General features: G+C 60.7%; 19 protein-coding genes. 15 read left to right on the top strand and 4 right to left on the bottom strand.

The genetic code is table 11. From position 1 onward, the window contains the following. Positions 1 to 2: 2 nt before the first annotated feature. Both pip and rarD read left to right on the top strand, forming a co-directional pair. The gene (gene pip / locus O3S81_RS14095; protein WP_269344096.1) at positions 3 to 959 is read left to right on the top strand and encodes a prolyl aminopeptidase; all 957 of its coding nucleotides are present in this window, start codon (positions 3 to 5) and stop codon (positions 957 to 959) included. Between the two features lie 217 nt (positions 960 to 1,176). After that, positions 1,177 to 2,085, top strand: a complete 909-nt coding sequence (gene rarD, locus O3S81_RS14100) for an EamA family transporter RarD (RefSeq protein WP_269344097.1) — start codon at positions 1,177 to 1,179, stop codon at positions 2,083 to 2,085. Positions 2,086 to 2,139: 54 nt separating this feature from the next. Here the strand turns inward: rarD and O3S81_RS14105 are convergent, their stop codons facing one another. Both O3S81_RS14105 and O3S81_RS14110 read right to left on the bottom strand, forming a co-directional pair. Next, positions 2,140 to 3,900 carry a peptidoglycan D,D-transpeptidase FtsI family protein gene (locus O3S81_RS14105; protein ID WP_269344098.1) on the bottom strand — a complete coding sequence of 587 codons (1,761 nt, stop codon included), beginning with the start codon at positions 3,898 to 3,900 and terminating at the stop codon, positions 2,140 to 2,142. Between the two features lie 261 nt (positions 3,901 to 4,161). Then, positions 4,162 to 4,782, bottom strand: coding sequence for a TIGR00730 family Rossman fold protein (locus tag O3S81_RS14110; protein ID WP_080817300.1), 621 nt, complete (start codon positions 4,780 to 4,782; stop codon positions 4,162 to 4,164). Between the two features lie 156 nt (positions 4,783 to 4,938). Between O3S81_RS14110 and O3S81_RS14115 the strand changes: the two genes are divergently transcribed. The 6 genes from O3S81_RS14115 (at position 4,939) to O3S81_RS14140 (ending at position 12,674) form a co-directional block, all read left to right on the top strand. After that, positions 4,939 to 6,951 (top strand): LysM peptidoglycan-binding domain-containing protein, encoded by a 2,013-nt coding sequence (locus O3S81_RS14115; RefSeq protein WP_269344099.1) that lies wholly within the window; start codon positions 4,939 to 4,941, stop codon positions 6,949 to 6,951. A 111-nt stretch (positions 6,952 to 7,062) separates the two neighbouring features. Continuing rightward, on the top strand, positions 7,063 to 8,949 hold the full coding sequence (locus O3S81_RS14120; RefSeq protein ID WP_269344100.1) for an ABCB family ABC transporter ATP-binding protein/permease: 1,887 nt from the start codon (positions 7,063 to 7,065) through the stop codon (positions 8,947 to 8,949). Between the two features lie 101 nt (positions 8,950 to 9,050). Then, complete coding sequence (locus O3S81_RS14125) at positions 9,051 to 9,809, top strand: phosphatidylserine decarboxylase (protein ID WP_269344101.1); 759 nt, start codon at positions 9,051 to 9,053, stop codon at positions 9,807 to 9,809. 23 nt (positions 9,810 to 9,832) lie between these two features. Beyond that, the gene (pssA, locus tag O3S81_RS14130) at positions 9,833 to 10,699 is read left to right on the top strand and encodes a CDP-diacylglycerol--serine O-phosphatidyltransferase (RefSeq protein ID WP_269344102.1); all 867 of its coding nucleotides are present in this window, start codon (positions 9,833 to 9,835) and stop codon (positions 10,697 to 10,699) included. 171 nt (positions 10,700 to 10,870) lie between these two features. Next, positions 10,871 to 11,002, top strand: coding sequence for a hypothetical protein (locus tag O3S81_RS14135; RefSeq protein ID WP_269344103.1), 132 nt, complete (start codon positions 10,871 to 10,873; stop codon positions 11,000 to 11,002). A gap of 379 nt (positions 11,003 to 11,381) precedes the next feature. Next, positions 11,382 to 12,674: a GGDEF domain-containing response regulator gene (locus tag O3S81_RS14140; protein WP_269344104.1), complete on the top strand. Its 1,293-nt coding sequence runs from the start codon at positions 11,382 to 11,384 to the stop codon at positions 12,672 to 12,674. A 120-nt stretch (positions 12,675 to 12,794) separates the two neighbouring features. Here the strand turns inward: O3S81_RS14140 and O3S81_RS14145 are convergent, their stop codons facing one another. Further along, on the bottom strand, positions 12,795 to 13,556 hold the full coding sequence (locus O3S81_RS14145) for an SOS response-associated peptidase (protein WP_269344105.1): 762 nt from the start codon (positions 13,554 to 13,556) through the stop codon (positions 12,795 to 12,797). Between the two features lie 10 nt (positions 13,557 to 13,566). Next, entirely contained in the window at positions 13,567 to 13,890 is a 324-nt protein-coding gene (locus O3S81_RS14150; protein WP_269344106.1) for a YnfA family protein, read from the bottom strand. Between the two features lie 131 nt (positions 13,891 to 14,021). On the opposite strand from O3S81_RS14150, the gene O3S81_RS14155 reads away from it, so the two are divergent. The 7 genes from O3S81_RS14155 to O3S81_RS14185 all read left to right on the top strand — a co-directional run bounded on the left by O3S81_RS14155 (position 14,022) and on the right by O3S81_RS14185 (position 18,216). Then, a complete protein-coding gene (locus O3S81_RS14155; protein ID WP_269344107.1) occupies positions 14,022 to 14,438 on the top strand; it encodes an NUDIX hydrolase in 417 nt (138 codons plus the stop codon). Between the two features lie 83 nt (positions 14,439 to 14,521). Beyond that, complete coding sequence (locus O3S81_RS14160) at positions 14,522 to 14,959, top strand: TIGR02301 family protein (RefSeq protein ID WP_269344108.1); 438 nt, start codon at positions 14,522 to 14,524, stop codon at positions 14,957 to 14,959. A gap of 105 nt (positions 14,960 to 15,064) precedes the next feature. Beyond that, positions 15,065 to 15,322 (top strand): hypothetical protein, encoded by a 258-nt coding sequence (locus tag O3S81_RS14165; RefSeq protein ID WP_003501987.1) that lies wholly within the window; start codon positions 15,065 to 15,067, stop codon positions 15,320 to 15,322. A 14-nt stretch (positions 15,323 to 15,336) separates the two neighbouring features. Then, positions 15,337 to 16,104, top strand: coding sequence for a hypothetical protein (locus tag O3S81_RS14170; RefSeq protein ID WP_269344109.1), 768 nt, complete (start codon positions 15,337 to 15,339; stop codon positions 16,102 to 16,104). A gap of 122 nt (positions 16,105 to 16,226) precedes the next feature. Further along, on the top strand, positions 16,227 to 17,075 hold the full coding sequence (gene ygfZ, locus O3S81_RS14175; protein WP_269344110.1) for a CAF17-like 4Fe-4S cluster assembly/insertion protein YgfZ: 849 nt from the start codon (positions 16,227 to 16,229) through the stop codon (positions 17,073 to 17,075). A gap of 2 nt (positions 17,076 to 17,077) precedes the next feature. Then, on the top strand, positions 17,078 to 17,701 hold the full coding sequence (locus O3S81_RS14180) for an HD family hydrolase (RefSeq protein WP_269344111.1): 624 nt from the start codon (positions 17,078 to 17,080) through the stop codon (positions 17,699 to 17,701). Next, on the top strand, positions 17,698 to 18,216 hold the full coding sequence (locus O3S81_RS14185) for a tyrosine phosphatase family protein (protein WP_269344112.1): 519 nt from the start codon (positions 17,698 to 17,700) through the stop codon (positions 18,214 to 18,216). Before O3S81_RS14180 ends, O3S81_RS14185 begins: the two co-directional genes overlap by 4 nt. Positions 18,217 to 18,285 lie beyond the last annotated feature (69 nt).

An 18,285-nucleotide genomic window follows, 5' to 3' on the forward strand; every position in this document is an offset into this window, starting at 1 on the left:
ACATGACTGAAGAATTGCGCGGCTTTTACCCCGAGATCGAACCCTTCGAGACCGGCATGCTCGATGTCGGTGACGGGCACACGATCTATTGGGAGCGGGTGGGCACGCGTGGCGCAAAACCGGCGGTTTTCCTGCATGGCGGTCCGGGCGGCGGGGTGAACCCCACCCATCGCCGCGTTTTCGATCCGGCACTTTACGACGTCATCCTGTTCGACCAGCGCGGCTGCGGCCGTTCCACGCCACATGCGGCGCTGGAGGCCAACACCACCTGGCACCTCGTCGCCGATATCGAAAGGCTGCGCGAACTCTGCGGCTTCGAGAAATGGCTGGTTTTCGGCGGTTCCTGGGGGTCTACGCTGGCGCTCGCCTATGCCGAGACCCACCCCGACCGCGTCAGCGAACTCGTCCTGCGCGGCATCTACACCGTTACGAGACCGGAGCTGGACTGGTATTACCAGTTCGGCGTTTCGGAAATGTACCCCGACCGCTGGGAAAAATTCATCGCGCCCATCCCGGAAGAAGAACGCGGCGAGATGATGCAGGCCTATAACCGCTATCTCACCGGCGCCGACGAGGCGAAAAAGCTGGATTGCGCCAGGGCATGGAGCCAATGGGAAGGCGCGACCATCTCGCTCGTCACCGATCCCGACCGTGTCGAGGATTTCGGCGAGGATAAATATGCCATCGCCTTCGCGCGCATCGAGAACCACTTCTTCGTGAATGGCGGCTGGCTGGAAGAAGGGCAATTGCTGCGCGATGCCGGCAAGCTGAGAGATATTCCCGGCGTCATCGTGCATGGGCGTTACGACATGCCCTGCCCGCTGAAATATGCCTGGCAGCTTGCCAAGGCCTGGCCGAAGGCGGATTTCCATATTGTCGAGGCAGCGGGGCACGCCATGAGCGAGCCCGGCATTCTCGACCAGCTGATCCGCGCGAACGATCATTTTGCGGGAAAATAACCAGCGCTTTCAAGCCCTTGCAACATCCGGATGAGACGATGATTCACGCGGGGCAAGCCTCGCGTGAATATTACCCTCACTCGCAATTGCAGCCCGCTTCGCAGGCAAGCGCCTTTTATTCATGCAGTTTTTCTCATGAACCCTTCACGGAAATGAATTGGCTCCCGCCAGACCGATCCGCTATAAACGGCCATCCGAACAATTGGCGGTACTCCCCATGGCACTCGACAAAACGCTCCCGGCCCAAGAGGGCGGCGATAGCGCGCGCGGTTTTGCTTTCGCGCTCTCCGCATATCTGCTGTGGGGTTTCCTTCCCCTGTACATGAAGGCGGTCGCGCATATTTCGCCGATCGAGGTCATCGTGCATCGCGTCATCTGGTCGGTGCCGGTCGCGGCCGTGGTGCTTGTCGTGCTCGGACGCACGGCGGAAATCCGCGCGGCGCTGAAAAACCCGAAAATGCTGGCCATGGCGAGCCTGACCGCCGCGCTCATCAGCATCAACTGGGGCGTCTATATCTGGTCGATCGGTGCCGGCCGCGCGCTTGATGCCGCACTCGGCTATTTCATCAACCCGCTCTTCAGCATCTTCCTCGGCGCGGTGCTTCTGAAGGAAAAACTCTACCCGGCGCAGATCGCCGCCATCAGCCTCGTGGCGCTGGCCGTGGCGATCCTCACCTGGCATGCGGGCAGCCTGCCCTGGGTCTCCATCGCGCTCACCGTATCCTGGGGTTTTTACGCCTTCTTCCGCAAGACTTTGCCGATCGGCGCGACACAGGGCTTCCTGCTGGAAGTCATGCTGTTGTCCATTCCCGCCGTGCTGGTGATGGCCTGGCTTACCGCCAGTGGACAGGCGCATTTCATGGGTGGCAATTCCACCGATACCTGGCTTCTGGCGGCAAGTGGCCTCGTCACCGCCGTTCCGCTCATCCTTTACGGCAACGGCGCGAAACTGCTGCGGCTGTCGACCATCGGGATCATGCAATATATCGCGCCGACGATGATCTTCCTCATCGCCATCTTCATCTTCCGGGAACCCTTCGACACGGTGCGGATGGCAGCCTTTGCAATGATCTGGGTGGCGCTGGCGATCTATACCGGCTCCAGCCTGATGCGACTCAAGCGGTAATCTTGGCTCCTCCCCTCATTTCTGTGCTCGTCACGGGAATGAGGAAGGCAAGGCTCAATAATCCACCAGCAATTGCGGCACCGCGTCGTAGCCGAAACGCGGTTTGACGCCGAGCAACCCCGCCGTCTGGGCGATGATCTCTCGGGTCATCGGCGCTGCGGTGGAGGCTGCCGTGCGCCCGCCATTCACACCTGTCTTCGGCGCGTCGATCATCGTCAACACGACATATTTCGGTTTGTGCATCGGAAAACCGGCGACAAAGGCGTTGAAATTGATGTTCTTCGCGTAGCGGCCATTGATGACCTTGTCGGCGGTTCCGGTCTTGCCGCCCACATGAAATCCCTCCACCTGCGCGCCGCGGCCGGAGCCCTTGATGCCGTTCCAGTTGAAAAGATAACGGATATCGGCGCTCGTCTTCTGATTGATGACGCTGCGTGAAAGCGAGGTCGCAGCCTCTTTCGAACGCGGCAGGAAAGTCGGCGAAATGAGGTTGCCGCCATTGATGAGGGCTGCGGCCGCCACCGCCGTCTGCAGCGGCGTGGTGGCAACGCCGTGGCCGAAGGAGATGGTGACGGAATTGATCTTCTTCCACACCCTCGGCTGGGTCGGCGTGGCGACACCCGGCATTTCCGTGTCCATTTTCGTCAGCAGTCCGAGTTTCGTCAGGAACTGCTGGTGGCCTTCGACACCGACCTTGTCGGCCACCGCCGCCGTGCCGATATTCGATGAATATTGAAACACTTCCGGGATGGATAATGGGCGGTTCTTTCCCTTGAAGTCCTTGATGGTGAAGCCGCCCATGCGGATCGGCCGCGATGCATCCACCACCGAATTGAGGGTGATCGCCCCCGCATCCAGCCCCATGGCCAGCGTGAAGCTCTTGAAGGTGGAACCCATTTCGAAGGTGGCGTTGCTCATGCGGTTGAACCAGCCCTTTTCATACTCCTTGTCGATGCTGCCATCGGCAAGTGTGCGGGAGGGTTCGTTGGGGTCGTAATCCGGAACCGAGGCCATGGCCAGCACCTCGCCGGTCTCCACATCGAGGATCACCGAACCGGCCGCTTCCGCCTGATAGGCGCTCTTCGCCTTCACGACGACCTCGCGGACGATGTTCTGGACCCGCAGGTCGATCGAGAGCCTCACCGGCTCCAGCGGCGCGCCGCTGGCAAGGCCGACGGCGCGCAGATCGGCCAGTCCCTGCTGGTCGAGATAACGCTCCATGCCGGCAAGCCCCTGATTATCGACATTGACGTGGCCGACAATATGCGAAGCGGTCGGCCCACCCGGATAAAACCGCCGCTTTTCCGGCCTGAAACCGATGCCGGGTATGCCGAGATTGAGAATATCCGCCTGCTGCCTTGGCGTCAGCTGGCGCCGCAGCCACTGGAAGCCGGTATCCGAGCGCAGGCGGCGATGCGTTTCGCGCCAGTCGAGATTGGGAATGACGGTTGCGAGCTTCTCCACCACCTCATCGGGATCGACCACGCGGCGCGGATCCGCATAAAGCGAGACCATGTTGAGATCGGTGGCCAGCAATGTGCCGTTGCGGTCGACAATATCCGGCCTCGAGGCAACCGCCGTCGCCCCGGTATTGATCCATGCCGTCGCCACCGGTTCGGCAAGGCCATATTGGACGAGACGTGCACCGACGATGACATAGATCACGGCAAAGGCGGCGATCAGGATACCGAGCCTCATCCTTGAATCCACCCGGCGACGCGCGGCGGAACCGAGGATCGCATCACCGCCCCGCCCGGCATTTCTCTGAATAATGAAATGCGCCCGGCTCTTGAGCCGCACCACAAAAGCAATCATTTCTGATGACACCCACTCTCATGGCGACAGAACGGAATTCCGCGACGCCAACGCCTCGGATGAGGCTGGCACAGGATCAGTCGCGGGGCCATGAAAAGAGCGGGCGGCGCGATGCCGCTGTTAAATCTGTATTAATATACATTTAAAATTGTAACGAGCCGCCAGGCGGCCGTTAACAATCGTTACGCCTGTCGCTTGTCTGCCAAAAATGCGCAGCGGTTTTGAGAAGGAGACAGGCGTAAAACAGGGCCGTGAAGCGCTTTAGAGGCGGGAGATCACCGAAGGATCGCCTTCCGGGTTCTGCTGTGCCAGCGCCCGGTCGATGATGGCGGGCACGATGTCTTTCACCTCGTCGACGATGAGCGGGTTCAACAGATGGGCGCGATGGATGAAACCCTGATCGCGCATGTGCTGCACCAGCTCCAGCATCGGGTTCCAGAAGCCGTTGATATTGGCAAAGACCATCGGCTTGGCGTGGCGGCCGAGCTGCGCCCAGGTCATGATCTCGACGATCTCCTCCAGCGTACCGACGCCGCCGGGCAGGGTCACGAAGGCGTCCGAGCGCTCGAACATCATGTGTTTGCGCTCATGCATGTCCTTGGTGATGACAAGCTCGTTCAATTGTCCGAGAGAATGGCGCGTTGCCTCCATATCGACCAGAAATTCCGGTATGATGCCGGTCACTTCGCCGCCATTGGAAAGAACGCCGCTGGCAACCGCACCCATGATGCCCTTGGTGCCGCCGCCATAAACGAGGCGAATGCCGTTTTCGGCAATGGATTTCCCAAGCGCGCGGCCTGCTTCCATGTGTGCCGGATCACGTCCGGGCTGGGAGCCGCAATAAACGCAGATGGATCGAATCGCTGTATTTTTGTCCGTCATGGAGGGAAGGAACTATGTGCGATGCGGCACGTCAAGAAAATTTGGGAAATCCCTTGCAAATATGGCCTTTTGGCCACTCGCCGCTTGTCTGGCGCAAGGTAAGACGCTAGCAATCTCAACTCGTGTGAAAAGCTTGAAATACCCGGAGATTCCAGGATGAAAAACAATAAGGCCGGTTTGCTGGCGCTGATCGTGCTGGGCATTGCGTCCCTGCTCATGATCTTTTTCGTCCTGCCGCGAATTTCCAACGACGGCAAACCGATCGGCGACGCCATCAATGAAGCGGGCAACGCCGTGAAGAACAGCGTTGAAATGGGCGGCGACAAGGCGGGCGACATCCTCTCCGACGCGGCCGAGGAAACAGCCAACATTGCCGACAAGGTCGGGCGTCTGGCGGCTTCCGCAACCCAGTCGATCAAGGACATGGCCTCGCTTTTCGCCGATAACAAGGTTCCGTCCGACGCCGATTTCGCAACCGCCCGCAAGAAGGTCGAGGCTTCGCTGAAGGAACTGACCAATATCGACATTCCGGAGTCGCTGGACGAAACCACGTCGCGGCTCATCACCACGGCGCGCGCCGCCGCCGAACGCACCACGGCCTTCCTGCGCGGCCTGCCTGACAGCGCCGCTGCGGCGGCAGCACAGGTCCGTCGTCTGGCCGGCGTCTTCGCCGGCACCGACGATGGCGCCCCCGAAGCCGCAAAACCGGCCACCGCGCCTGCCGATGCGGCGCAGGTCTCCTCCCCCACCGCGCCGACCTTCGACGTGCTGCGCGTCGAGCCCGATGGTTCGGCCGTGATCGCCGGCAAGGCGCAGCCCGGCGCGAAGCTTGAAATTCTGAGCAACGGCAAGGTGATCGCCCAGACGAATATCGACGGCAGTGGCGATTTCGCCGCCGTTTTCGACAATCCCCTGCCGCCCGGCGATCATGAGCTGGTGCTGCGCTCGACCGATACCAGCGGCAAGGCGACACAATCCGAAGAAGTGGCAACCGTTTCCGTGCCCGACGGCAAGAAGGGCGAACTCCTGGCCATGGTTTCCAAGCCGGGCAAGGCAAGCCGCGTGCTGGCCATGCCGGAGGCGGCCCCCCCGGCGCTTCAGCCGCAGCAGGCCGCGCCGTCGCAACAGCCTGCGACATCTGAAACCACCGCCAACAACGCGCCCGCGACCTCTTCCGGCACTGCGGCCGCATCGGCGACCGGCGCTCCGCTCACGTCGAGCGTTCAGGTCACCGCCGTCGAATTCGAGGGCTCGAAGATTTTCGTTGCGGGTTCCGCGCCCGCCGGTTCGACCGTTCGCGGGCTGGTCGATGACAAGGAAATCGGCAAGACCACGACGGAAGCTTCCGGTCATTTTGTCATCGAAGGCGATGTCGATCTGGCCGTCGGCAGCCATATCGTCACCGTCGAGGAACTGAATGCAGACGGCACGGCGAAGGTGCGCGTACGCGTTCCCTTCGAGCGGCCGCAGACCGATCAGGCAACCGTTGCCATGCAGGCCCCATCGGCCTCATCTTCCGCCACCACGACAACGACCCCGGCCGAAAACCAGAGCACGGCAAGCGACCGCGCCGCGTTTGAAAAACTGCGCACCGATGTCGCCAAAGCCTTCGGCATCCTGTCCAATCTCTACAAGGATCAGGCGACGCCGGCGCTCGATCAGGCCATTGCCGGCCGCTCCGCCGTGGTGATCGCCCTGAAGTCGCTTTCGGAATTCCGCACTGCCGCCGCCACCGAACCTGCCTTCACGGCCTTTGCCGGCGACATCACCGCCAAGGCGCGTCAGCTGCTCGCAACGGTCGAAGCCTGGCCGAATGATGTGGCGGCCATCGGCAAGGGCATCGCGTCGCTCGCGAGCCGCCTCGCCGAACTGCACATCGTCGCTCCTCCTGCCCCCGCGCCGCAGGCCCCTGCCGGCCCGCAGACCTTCGAGCAGGCACCGCTGGCCGAAAGCCAGAACAGCGTCATCATCCGCCGCGGCGATACGCTGTGGCAGATTTCCCGTCGCGTTTACGGACAGGGCGTTCGGTATACGACGATCTACCTCGCCAATGAGGACCAGATCAAAAACCCTGATCTGATCGAGCCCGGCCAGATTTTCGGCGTGCCGAAAGAGGCGCTGCCAAATGCGGAGGAACTCCACCGCAAGCGGCTGAAGAGCGGCTCCTGATTATGTGAAGACGTTGCGGTGAACCCGCAACAACCCTATCTGTGACACGCGCGGCGGCTTGACCAAAGCCGCCGTCCTGCTGTCGGCTTCCGGCAGTGACCGGAGAGAATGATGGCCACGAAGAAAAAAACCATTTCGGCGGATTCCAGCAATCCGACCCAGACCCTTATCAATCTCTGGCCCTATATGTGGCCGGAGGGCCGGTGGGACCTGAAGATGCGGGTGGTCTGGGCCACCGTGTTCCTCATCGTCGCCAAGCTGGTGCTGATCTCGGTTCCCTATTTTTTCAAATGGGCAACGGACGCGCTGAACGGCAAGCTCGACATGGCAGGGCTGGTTCCGGCCTTCCTGCTCGGCGCGGTGGCACTCGTCATCGCCTATAATCTGACGCGGCTGATCCAGGTCGGGCTCAACCAGCTGCGTGATTCCCTCTTTGCCAGCGTCGGCCAGCATGCGGTGCGCCAGCTCGCCTATCGCACCTTCGTACACATGCACCGGCTTTCCCTGCGTTTCCATCTGGAGCGCAAGACCGGCGGGCTTTCGCGGGTCATCGAGCGCGGCACCAAGGGCATCGAAACCATTGTCCGTTTCACCATTCTCAACACCGCACCGACCTTCATCGAGTTCCTGCTGACGGCCATCATTTTCTGGGCGTCCTATGGTTTTTCCTATGTGCTGGTCACCGTCGTCACCGTCTGGGCCTACATCTGGTTCACCGTCAGGGCCAGCAACTGGCGTATCGGCATCCGCCGCGCCATGAATGACAGCGATACCGACGCCAATACCAAGGCGATCGACTCGCTCCTGAATTTCGAGACCGTCAAATATTTCGGCAATGAGGAGATGGAGGCGCGGCGTTTCGACGTCGCCATGGAGCGTTACGAAAAATCGGCTATCTCGATCTGGACCTCGCTCGGTTGGCTGAACTTCGGCCAGGGCGTGATTTTCGGCATCGGCTCGACGGTGATGATGGTGATGTCGGCACTTGCCGTGCAGCGCGGCGAACAGACCATCGGCGATTTCGTGTTCGTCAATGCGCTGCTGCTGCAGCTTTCCGTGCCGCTCAATTTCATCGGCTTCGTTTATCGCGAAATCCGTCAGGGCCTGACCGATATCGAACAGATGTTCGATCTTCTCGAGGTGGAGGCCGAGGTCACCGACAGGCCGGATGCAAAACCGCTTGCGGCAGGCCCCGGCGCCATCTCCTTCCGCGACGTGCATTTCGCTTATGATCCGGAAAGGCCGATCCTGAAGGGCGTTTCCTTCGACGTTCCGGCGGGCAAGACGGTCGCGATCGTCGGTCCCTCGGGTGCCGGAAAATCGACGATCTCGCGGCTGCTTTACCGTTTCTACGATATTCAGGAAGGTGCCGTCACCGTTGACGGACAGGATATTCGCAACGTGACGCAAAAGAGCCTGCGCTCGGTGATCGGCATGGTGCCGCAGGATACGGTGCTGTTCAACGACACGCTCTCCTACAATATCCGCTACGGCCGCCCTTCTGCCACCGAAGAAGAACTGCGGGCAGCGGCGGATGCGGCGCAGATCAGCGCCTTCATCGGCAAGCTGCCGGAGGGTTACGCCACCATGGTCGGCGAACGCGGTTTGAAACTTTCCGGTGGTGAAAAGCAGCGTGTGGCGATTGCCCGCACGATCCTCAAGGCTCCGCCGATCCTGATTCTCGACGAGGCGACCTCGGCGCTCGATACGCATACGGAACAGGAAATTCAGAGCGCGCTCGACATCGTCTCGAAAAACCGCACCACGCTGGTCATCGCCCACCGTCTTTCCACGGTCATCCACGCGGACGAAATCATCGTGCTCAAGGAAGGGCTGATCGCCGAGCGCGGAACACACGCCTCGCTGATGGCCCAGAACGGTCTCTATGCCTCGATGTGGAGCCGTCAGCGCGAAGCGATCCGGGCCGAAGAAATGCTGCGCCATGCGCGCGAAATCGACGATCTGGGTGTCGTGGAACGCGGCGAACCGGCGCATTGACAGGCATAAACCCCGGGGAACGGGGGTGGCAGACCCGTCGGGCCATTGCCGGGCGGGTCGTTTGGCTGTAACCAGCTAGGCAAAATTTGTCGCATTGCCGTATGGATCGTGTCGTATCACGACATATAAAGCGACAGACGGAAACCGGAGCAAGGAATCTCATGAATCTGTTCGACACCATTCGCAACACCATCGTGCCGATCCACAAGGAAGGATATGTCTTCGTGGCGGCCTTCTTTGTCGCATCGCTGGTGCTCGGCTGGATCGCCGAACCGCTCTTCTGGGTCGGTCTCGTGCTGACGGCCTGGTGCGCCTATTTCTTCCGCGATCCCGAGCGCGTCACCCCGCAGGATGACGACCTCATCATCAGCCCGGCCGACGGCAAGGTTTCCGCCGTGCAGAGCGTCGTTCCGCCGCTGGAACTGGAACTCGGCAAGGAACCGCTGGTGCGCATTTCGGTGTTCATGAACGTGTTCAACTGCCATGTGAACCGTGCGCCGGTGCGCGGCCGCATCGTTAATGTCGCCTACCGTCCCGGCCTCTTCCTCAATGCCGAAGTCGACAAGGCTTCCGAGGACAATGAACGCAACGGCCTCGTCATCGAGACCTCGCATGGCAAGGTCGGCGTCGTGCAGATCGCCGGCATGGTTGCGCGGCGCATCGTCTGCTGGGTAAAGCCGAATGAACCGGTTGATGCCGGTGAGCGTTTCGGCCTTATCCGTTTCGGTTCGCGCCTCGATATCTTCCTTCCCGCTGGTTTCGAGCCGCGTGTATCGGTGGGCCAGACGGCCATTGCCGGTGAAACCGTGCTTGCCGAATTCGGCTCGGCCAAGGGTCCGGTCCTTAGCCGCCGCGGCTGAGGACAAACAGGAAGGGCATGCGCATGGAAACGCCGGCAGCAGAGTCACAGCAGAACGGAAAACATGAGGGCCGCAACGATAGCGGCCGTGGGCCGCGCCTGAGAGAAATTCCCTTTCGCCTCGTTGTGCCCAATCTCATCACTGTTCTCGCCATCTGCGCGGGCCTGAGCGGCGTGCGCCTCGCCATCGAGGGCCGCTTCGAGCTGGCCGTCGGCATGGTGCTGCTCGCCGCCTTCCTCGACGGTATTGACGGGCGCATTGCCCGCATGATGAAGGCGACCTCCAAATTCGGCGAACAGATGGATTCGCTTGCCGACATCGTCAATTTCGGTGTCGCCCCTGCCCTTGTCGTCTATATCTATCTGCTAGACCAGGCGCGTTCGATCGGCTGGATCGGCGCCCTCATCTATGTCATTGCCGCCGGCCTGCGCCTGGCGCGCTTCAACGTCATGATCGAGCGACCGGTAAAGGCGCCCTGGCAGAACGAATTCTTCGTGGGCGTGCCGGCGCCGATGGGCGCCATGCTGGTGCTTCTGCCGGTCTATCTCGGTTTCCTCGGCGTGGAGCCGGACAAGCCCTTCGCTTATGTCGCCGCCGCCTATACGGTCCTGATCGGATATCTTCTCATCAGCCGCCTGCCGGTCTGGTCGGGTAAGTCCAGCACCCGCATCCGCCGTGATCTGGTGCTGCCGATGATCCTTGTCGTCGTGCTTTACGTGGCGATGCTGATGAGCTTCACCTGGGAAGTTCTGGTTCTGACGGTTGCCGCCTATCTCGTCTTCATTCCCATCAGCGCCCGCCTCTGGCATCGCCGTTATGGCACGCTGACCATTGAGGAAGACGGGCAGGATGATGTGAACGGCGGCAACGGCCTCGATCGCGGCATTTAAAACCACAGGTTTATCTTTTCCCACCCAGGCCGGCGCAGGATGTGACGCAAAATGTCGCAGCCTGAAAAGCCGGCTTCGTCTCTTTCGCCTCGAATCCGTCAAGATTAGCCTCGAAAGAAGGGGCTCACACGCATCGCAACGGCGATTGGCGTGAATTGTGGAGAGAGAGAAATGACGAACGAGACGAAGGCACAGCCGCAGGCCAAGCCCGACCTCAAGAGCAACTACCGCCCGCTCGGACTGAAGGCCGTTGCAGCCGCAGCCCTGATGCTGAAGCGCAAGCCCGCCGCCAAAACTGCCTGAAAACATTCACTTTTTTGATGTCGGCGAATATTGGGGATTTCCCGGAAAACGGAGAGCTCCTGACGGAAGATCACCAGTCACGCGGCGCCTTTTCCAGGCGCCGTTTCTGTTTCCGATATTGCGGATCGCCCGTCATTCACAGAATTGGCAGACTTCTGTAACGAAGCTGCAACGAAAGCGTAGTAAAAAGCCGGCCTTCCACAGGAAGGCTATACGCGCGTCAACGTATAGATTAGTGAATACAAAAGAACTTTTCTATTCCGCATTTTTTTCCACAACAAAGCATAAGCCGTCCTTCGAATCCGCGGACACGCGGATGACGAATATTCGGCGTTGAGGAAAGACTGTGGAGACAGGCCAGGGGGGCTTGGGAACGGCCATGCAGGACAAAATCCTTCTGATAGAAGATTCCGTTGCGCTTTCCATGCTGCTGAAGACGCGGCTTTCGGAGGAAACGGAAGCCGAGGTCGTTCATTGCGACAGCATGGCCGATGCCGATGCCCTTATGCAGGCCAATAGTTTCACACTGGCGCTGACGGGTCTCAATCTTCCCGATGCGCCGAAGGGCGAGATTCTCGCACTTTTATCCGAGCGCAAGGTGCCGGCGATCGTTTTCACCGCCACGGTGGATGAGGAGGCGCGCAAGCGCTACGCCGAGAAGAAGATCATCGACTACATCGTCAAGGACGGTCACCGCACCGTCGATGCGGTGGTCAAGACGGTCGACCGGATCTTGAGCAACAAGCTTTTCTCCGTTCTGGTGGTCGATGACGTGCGGACGGCACGCTCCGGTCTCGTGGAAATTCTGGAGCGGCAGAACTTCAAGGTCAGCGAGGCTCATTCGGGCAAACAGGCGCTGGAAATACTCTCGCAGGACCGGTCGATCCAGCTTGTCATTACCGATTACCATATGCCTGACATGGATGGTTACGAGCTGACGCGGCGCATCCGCGACAGCCGCTCATCCGAGGATCTGCGGGTGATCGGCGTATCCTCCTCCACGGACCGGCTGCTTTCGGCAAGCTTCCTCAAGGCCGGCGCGTCGGATTTCGTTTACCGCCCCTTCGTGCCGGAAGAATTGCAGTGCCGCATCGACAACAATATCGAGACGCTGAAGCAGCTCAAACGCCTGCGCGAACTGGCCGAACGCGACCACCTTACCGGCCTGCCCAATCGCCGCTCCTTCTTCGAGCGCACGCGGGCGCTGATGGATGTCATCAATGACAATGACGAGAGCGGCGCCGTCGCCATTCTCGACATCGACCATTTCAAGAAAATCAACGACACTCTGGGGCACGATGCCGGCGACAGGGCGCTGAAGAAGCTGGCCGAACTGCTGCATGGCATGTGCGACGAGCAACGCCATATCCCCGCCCGTCTGGGCGGCGAGGAATTTGCCGTGTTCCTGCGCGGACTGGACGCGCGGGCTGCCTATGCCTTCTGCGAGGAACTGCGCGAACAGGTGGAAAAGAACGGCCGGCAGCTGAGCGGCAGCAGCCTGGCGCTGACGATTTCCCTCGGCGTCGTGGAAATCGAAAAGGGCGAGCCCTTCGACAACCAGCTGAATGCGGCGGATCAGCTGCTCTATCTCGCCAAGGCAAACGGCCGCAACCGCGTTTATTCCGACATCATGATCCAGGAAGGCCTGCAGAAGATCGGGCTGAACGGCTGAGCTTTTCTGAAGCCCTCTATGGGACCGAGCATGCGCCACTTGTTTCTTCTCCCCGAGGGGGGAAGAAATACGCGGCAACGCCTGCGACGATGGCTGGCCTCGAATCCCTCTTAAATCAGATCAAAACAGAGACATCTGCCCGTCATCCTTCGCCGGCCTGATCTTCGCCAGCGGCGCGCTTTCCGGCACCGGATCGATGAGATCCGCCCCGACATTGGCGACCTTGTTGACCTTGTCCGAGACCGGAATCATCTCGAAAAAATCATCCTGAACCGGCCGCATCAGATCGGCGACCTCGCGTGGCTCCTGGGTCTTGCAGTCCAGCCAGCGGCTGAAATCTTCCGGCGCAATGACCACGGGCATGCGGTCGTGGATGCGGCCGATCGCGGCATTGGCAGCGGTGGTGAGGATCGCGCCGGTATCGACTTCCGAGCCATCGGCGGAAGACCAGGTTTCCATGAGACCTGCGAAAGCGACGATGCCGCCGTTTTTCGGGCGGATGAAATAGGGCTGCGGTTTGCCGCCCTCCTCCTTCGGCGGGCGTCGCCATTCGTAAAAACCCGTTGCCGGAACGAGCACGCGGCGATGGCGCATGGCGGCGCGGAAGGAGGCCTTGCCGATGGCGGTTTCCGAACGGGCGTTGATGAGGAGGGGAAAATCCTTCGGATCCTTCACCCAGCCCGGCAGAAAGCCCCAGCGCACCAGCACGGCCCGGCGGTTGGGCAGGTTGCTGCCGCGCTCCTGCCGCTCGCCTTCCATGACGATCAATATGGGTTGGGTCGGCGCGATGTTGAAACGGGCGGGAAAATCCTCAAGGCCGATCAGATCGAGATAGTCGGCGATCTCTCCGGGCGTCGCCTTCAGCACGAAACGTCCGCACATGGCCTTCTCCTTACGCCCTTGGCCCGAACAGGATGATGGCGGTGCCAGCAAGGCAGACGACGCCGCCGGAAATATCCCACCTGTCCGGTGCATGCCCTTCCACGCCCCAGAGCCAGAACAGCGAAGCAACAATATAAATCCCGCCATAGGCGGCATAGGCCCTTCCCGCCGCCTCCATCGGAACCAGCGTCAGAAGCCACGCAAAAGCCGCCAGCGCCACCATGCCTGGCAGCAATACCCACCCGGTCTTGCCGAGTTTCAGCCAGGCCCAAAAGGAGAAACAGCCGGCGATTTCGGCAACGGCCGCCAATGCATAAATAAGATAGACCTTCATTCCACCGTCTTCTGCGTGCACAATCGCGCCAATTCGGGACTATATATCGGCCCGGACACCGGAATCGATTATTCGAGACCACAATACCACTATAGACAGGCCCAAGACGGCTGAAACAAGCGAAACCATTCATGACCCTTCGTATCAAGCCCCGCGCCGCCTCCTCCGCCATCGTCAGGAACGAAGACCGGCTGCTTCTCGTGCGCCGCATCAACCCGCCGTCCAAGGACATGTTCGCCTTTCCCGGCGGACGGGCCGAAGAAGGGGAAACGCCGGCGGAGACGGCGCTGCGCGAGCTGCACGAGGAAACCGGCATAATCGCCCGCAGGCCACAGCTTTTTGCCACCTACGATCTTCCCTCCCGTGACGCTGAAGGTGTGCTGACAAGCCATTATTTCCTCTCCGTCTTCACCGTGGAAACGGATGCCGATCCGCTGGTGACGGTGGGTGACGATGCAGCGGATGCGGGTTGGTACACACTGGCGGAGATTCGCCTTCTGCCGGCGCCCGAAAGCGTCATCGAATGCGCCGAGCGCCTGCTTGCATGATTGCCAGCCGGCTAGAATCGGCATTATCTAGGGGTGATCCGCCCGCCGGATGTTCACGAGTATGTGTGGGGCAGAATAGAATTTTGATACGGCCAACCATCTTCCTGTCTCTTTTTCTGACAATGCTTGCTTCCATCGGGCAGGAAGGCATCGCTTATGCGCAGCCTTCAAAACCCGTTTCCGAGGCACGTCCCGCGGAAGCGGCACCGCCCAAACCTGCTCCATATGACGACAAGCTGGCGCGGCTTTCGGAAATATTGGGCGCGGTGCAATATCTGAGAACATTGTGCCCCTCCTCCGGACCGGAGGACTGGCGCAAATCGATGAGTGACCTTCTGGCTGCGGACACGGCCAATGAACCCGAACGACGCCAGCGCATGACGGCTGCATTCAACCGTGGATACCGCTCTTTTGCGGCCATCCACACCAGTTGCACACGCGCCGCCATCATGGCAGAAGAGAACTACCGTAACGAAGGGGCAACACTCGCGCAGGAAATCGCGTCCAGGTTCGGAAATTAAAGGTTTATTAACCTCTTTTCGCCGCAGCCCGTGCCGTTTTGATAAAAGGCTGCTAGTGTTGTTAACAGGGTGGTAAGGACTTGCTCGCCCTGTCGAGGATGAAAGATGCAGACAAGCCGTAACGAAATCGACGATATGATCGTGCATGAAAAGATGCAGGTCGCTCTGGAACACCAGAACGAGGCATGGGCTGACGGCATGGCCGACGGCATCGAGCCTGAGATCATCGCCGATGCCGCCATCGCTCTGGCCATGCGCGAAACCATCCGTATTCACGGCGAGGCCGGCGCGGAAGCAATGCTGGAATCGCTGCGCCAGCGCATGCTTCAGGGCGAATTTTCGCCGCAGCGGGTGATACAGTAAAGCCGGAGTCTATCATGTCTTGCCTGAGCAAGGGGCTTTTGCGCTCTTCCGCCCTGCTGTCCATCCTGCTTGCGCTCACCGCAGGTCCGATTGGCCTGCCGGATAAAGCTTTTGCCCTTTCCGAACTGAAGCCGGCGCAGAAGAGCGAAAGCGAACCGCAGGCACAGAACGGCGAACAGCCCCAGCAGGCGCAGCCTGCGGAGCCCGACGAAGTCGAAGGCGATTCGGAAGGCATTCCCCTGCCCGACCCGCTGGTCGATCGTTCCGCCGGCAAGGCGAACCAGCAATCCGCCAAACCTGACACAACGCCGGAAATGTCCGTTGTCATCGAGCACGATGTTTCCAAGGCGCCGGAGCCCGTGCGCAAGCTGCGCCAGCAGATCATCGATGCCGCCGCCTCAGGTGACATCGAGAAACTGCGGCCCTTCATCGCCGCCGGGCAGAATCAGTTCCGTATCGACGGCAGCGACAGCGAAGACCCGATCGCGGCGCTGAAAAGCTATTCCGGTGATCCGGACGGGCTGGAAGTGCTGGCGATCATCATCGACCTGCTGTCCACCGGTTATGCCCATGTCGATGCCGGCACCCCGGATGAAGCCTATGTCTTCCCCTATTTCGCCGGAAAGCCGCTGAATACGCTGACTGCGCCGGAAAAAGTGGAGCTGTTGCGCATCATCACGGCGGGCGATCTGGCCGACATGCAGGAATATGGCAATTACAGCTTCTACCGCGTCGGCATTTCGCCGGATGGCAAATGGAAGTTCTTCACCGCCGGCGATTGATCGCATCCCGGTGCTTGCCGTTCTTTTGCAAAAATCCTAACTGTGCGGAATGAGCATTCCGGCAAAGTGCATCTGCACTTGCCTGATATTCACATAGCCTCGATGAACCGAACGGTGACGCCATGTCTTCCGCCTTTCTTGCCGACCGCCGCCTGATCCGGGTTTCCGGCACCGGCGCCGAAGAGTTTCTGAACAATCTGATCACGGCCGATATCGAAAATCTGCCGGAAGGCGAAGCTCGCGCATCCGCGCTTCTCACGCCGCAGGGCAAGATCCTGTTCGATTTCCTGATCTGGCGCGATAGCGGGGATTATCTGATCGAGACGGGCGCTGCCGAACAGGATGCGCTGCTGCGCCGCCTGACCATGTACAAGCTGCGCGCGCCCGTCGATCTGAAAGCCGAGACCGTGGAAGGCGTTAGCCTTTTCTGGGGCGGGAGCGCGCCGGAGGCAGGCGTGCGGGATGGCCGTTTCGCCAAGGCGGGTGTCGATCTCTGGCGTGTGCCCGGCGTATCGGCCTCCGGTGAGGCTGCAGCCTATGAGGCGCTGCGCGTCGAGCACGGCATTGCCGAATCCGGCCGGGATTATGCGCTTCAGGATGCCTTTCCCCATGATGTGCTGATGGATGTGAATGACGGGGTTTCTTTCAAGAAGGGCTGCTTCGTTGGCCAGGAAGTCGTCTCGCGCATGAAACATCGCGGTACGGCAAGACGGCGTGTGGTGACCGTTTCCGCCGAAGGCACACTTCCCGTCAGCGGGACGGAGATCATCGCCGATGGAAAACCAGTCGGCGCGCTGGGAACCGTTTGCGGCAACAGGGCGCTTGCCATCGTGCGGACCGACCGAATTGCCGATGCGCTCGCCGCTGGCACGCCGCTCCTTGCGGACAATGTTGTAGTGAGTGTAGCCCTGCCGGTGTGGAGCGGGCTCTCCTTCCCGGCAGCCGATCCGGCGGCGCGGGCGGAGGACTGAGAGTGGCACCCGCAAAAAGTCCGCGCGCCTGGCAGCGCATGCTGTCGGGACGGCGGCTCGACCTGCTCGACCCCTCCCCGCTCGATGTGGAAATCGTCGATATCGCCCACGGCCTTGCCCGCGTTGCCCGCTGGAACGGCCAGACGCGCGGTGACCACGCGTTTTCGGTCGCCCAACATTGCCTCATCGTCGAGACCATTTTCTGCCGCATGTGCGCGAGTGCCACGCCTGACGAGATGCAGATGGCGCTTCTGCACGACGCACCGGAATATGTGATCGGCGACATGATCTCGCCGTTCAAATCCGTGGTCGGCGGTGGTTACAAGACGGTGGAAAAGCGGCTGGAGGCCGCCGTGCATCTGCGTTTCAGCCTGCCGCCGCATGCATCCCGCGACTTGAAGGACCGCATCAAGAAGGCCGATACGGTGGCCGCCTTTTTTGAGGCGACGGAACTTGCCGGTTTTTCCACCGCCGAAGCCCAGAAATTCTTCGGCCTGCCGCGCGGCATCACCCGTGACATGTTCGATATCACGCCACTTCCTTCGACGGAGGCGCAAAGACTGTTCATCGCGCGATTCGAGGCGATCGAGACGCTGCGAGTGGCCAAAACCGGGAGCGCGACATGACGGCCATCGTGGTATCGCCGCTGTCGCGGATCGCCGAAATGGCCGTAAAACACAAGGCCCGCGAAATGGTGACGCTGATCGCCAGGGAGCAGAGCTTTCACCGCCCGGCCGTCATTGCCGCCGAGCGGCATTTGACGCTTGCCATGAACGACATCGCCTTCAAGGGCACCGGCGATCTCATTGCGCCTGATGATGCGCATGTGCTGAAGCTGATCGATTTCGCGCGGGAATGGGATCAATCCGCACCGCTGCTCATCCATTGCTGGATGGGGATTTCGCGCTCGCCGGCCGCTGCCGTCATCGCCGCCCTCAGTCTTTATCCTGATCAGGATGAGGACGAGCTTGCGCAACGTCTGCGCACTGTTTCACCCTATGTCACGCCCAATGCCCGTATCATCGCCATCGGCGACCGGCTGCTGGGGCGCGAGGGCCGGCTTGTCAAGGCGATCAAGGCGATCGGCCGGGGGGCGGATACCGATGGTAACGTGCCTTTCGTGCTGCCGCTTGCCGGTTGAGGCCCGATTTTGGGCGGAACCGCTGCGGCACCCATTCGTTACCAACCCTGAACGACAATAAAATCACGG

The sequence above is a fragment of the Agrobacterium sp. SOY23 genome (assembly GCF_027212525.1).
GTDB classification, from domain to species: Bacteria; Pseudomonadota; Alphaproteobacteria; order Rhizobiales; family Rhizobiaceae; genus Agrobacterium; species Agrobacterium tumefaciens_I.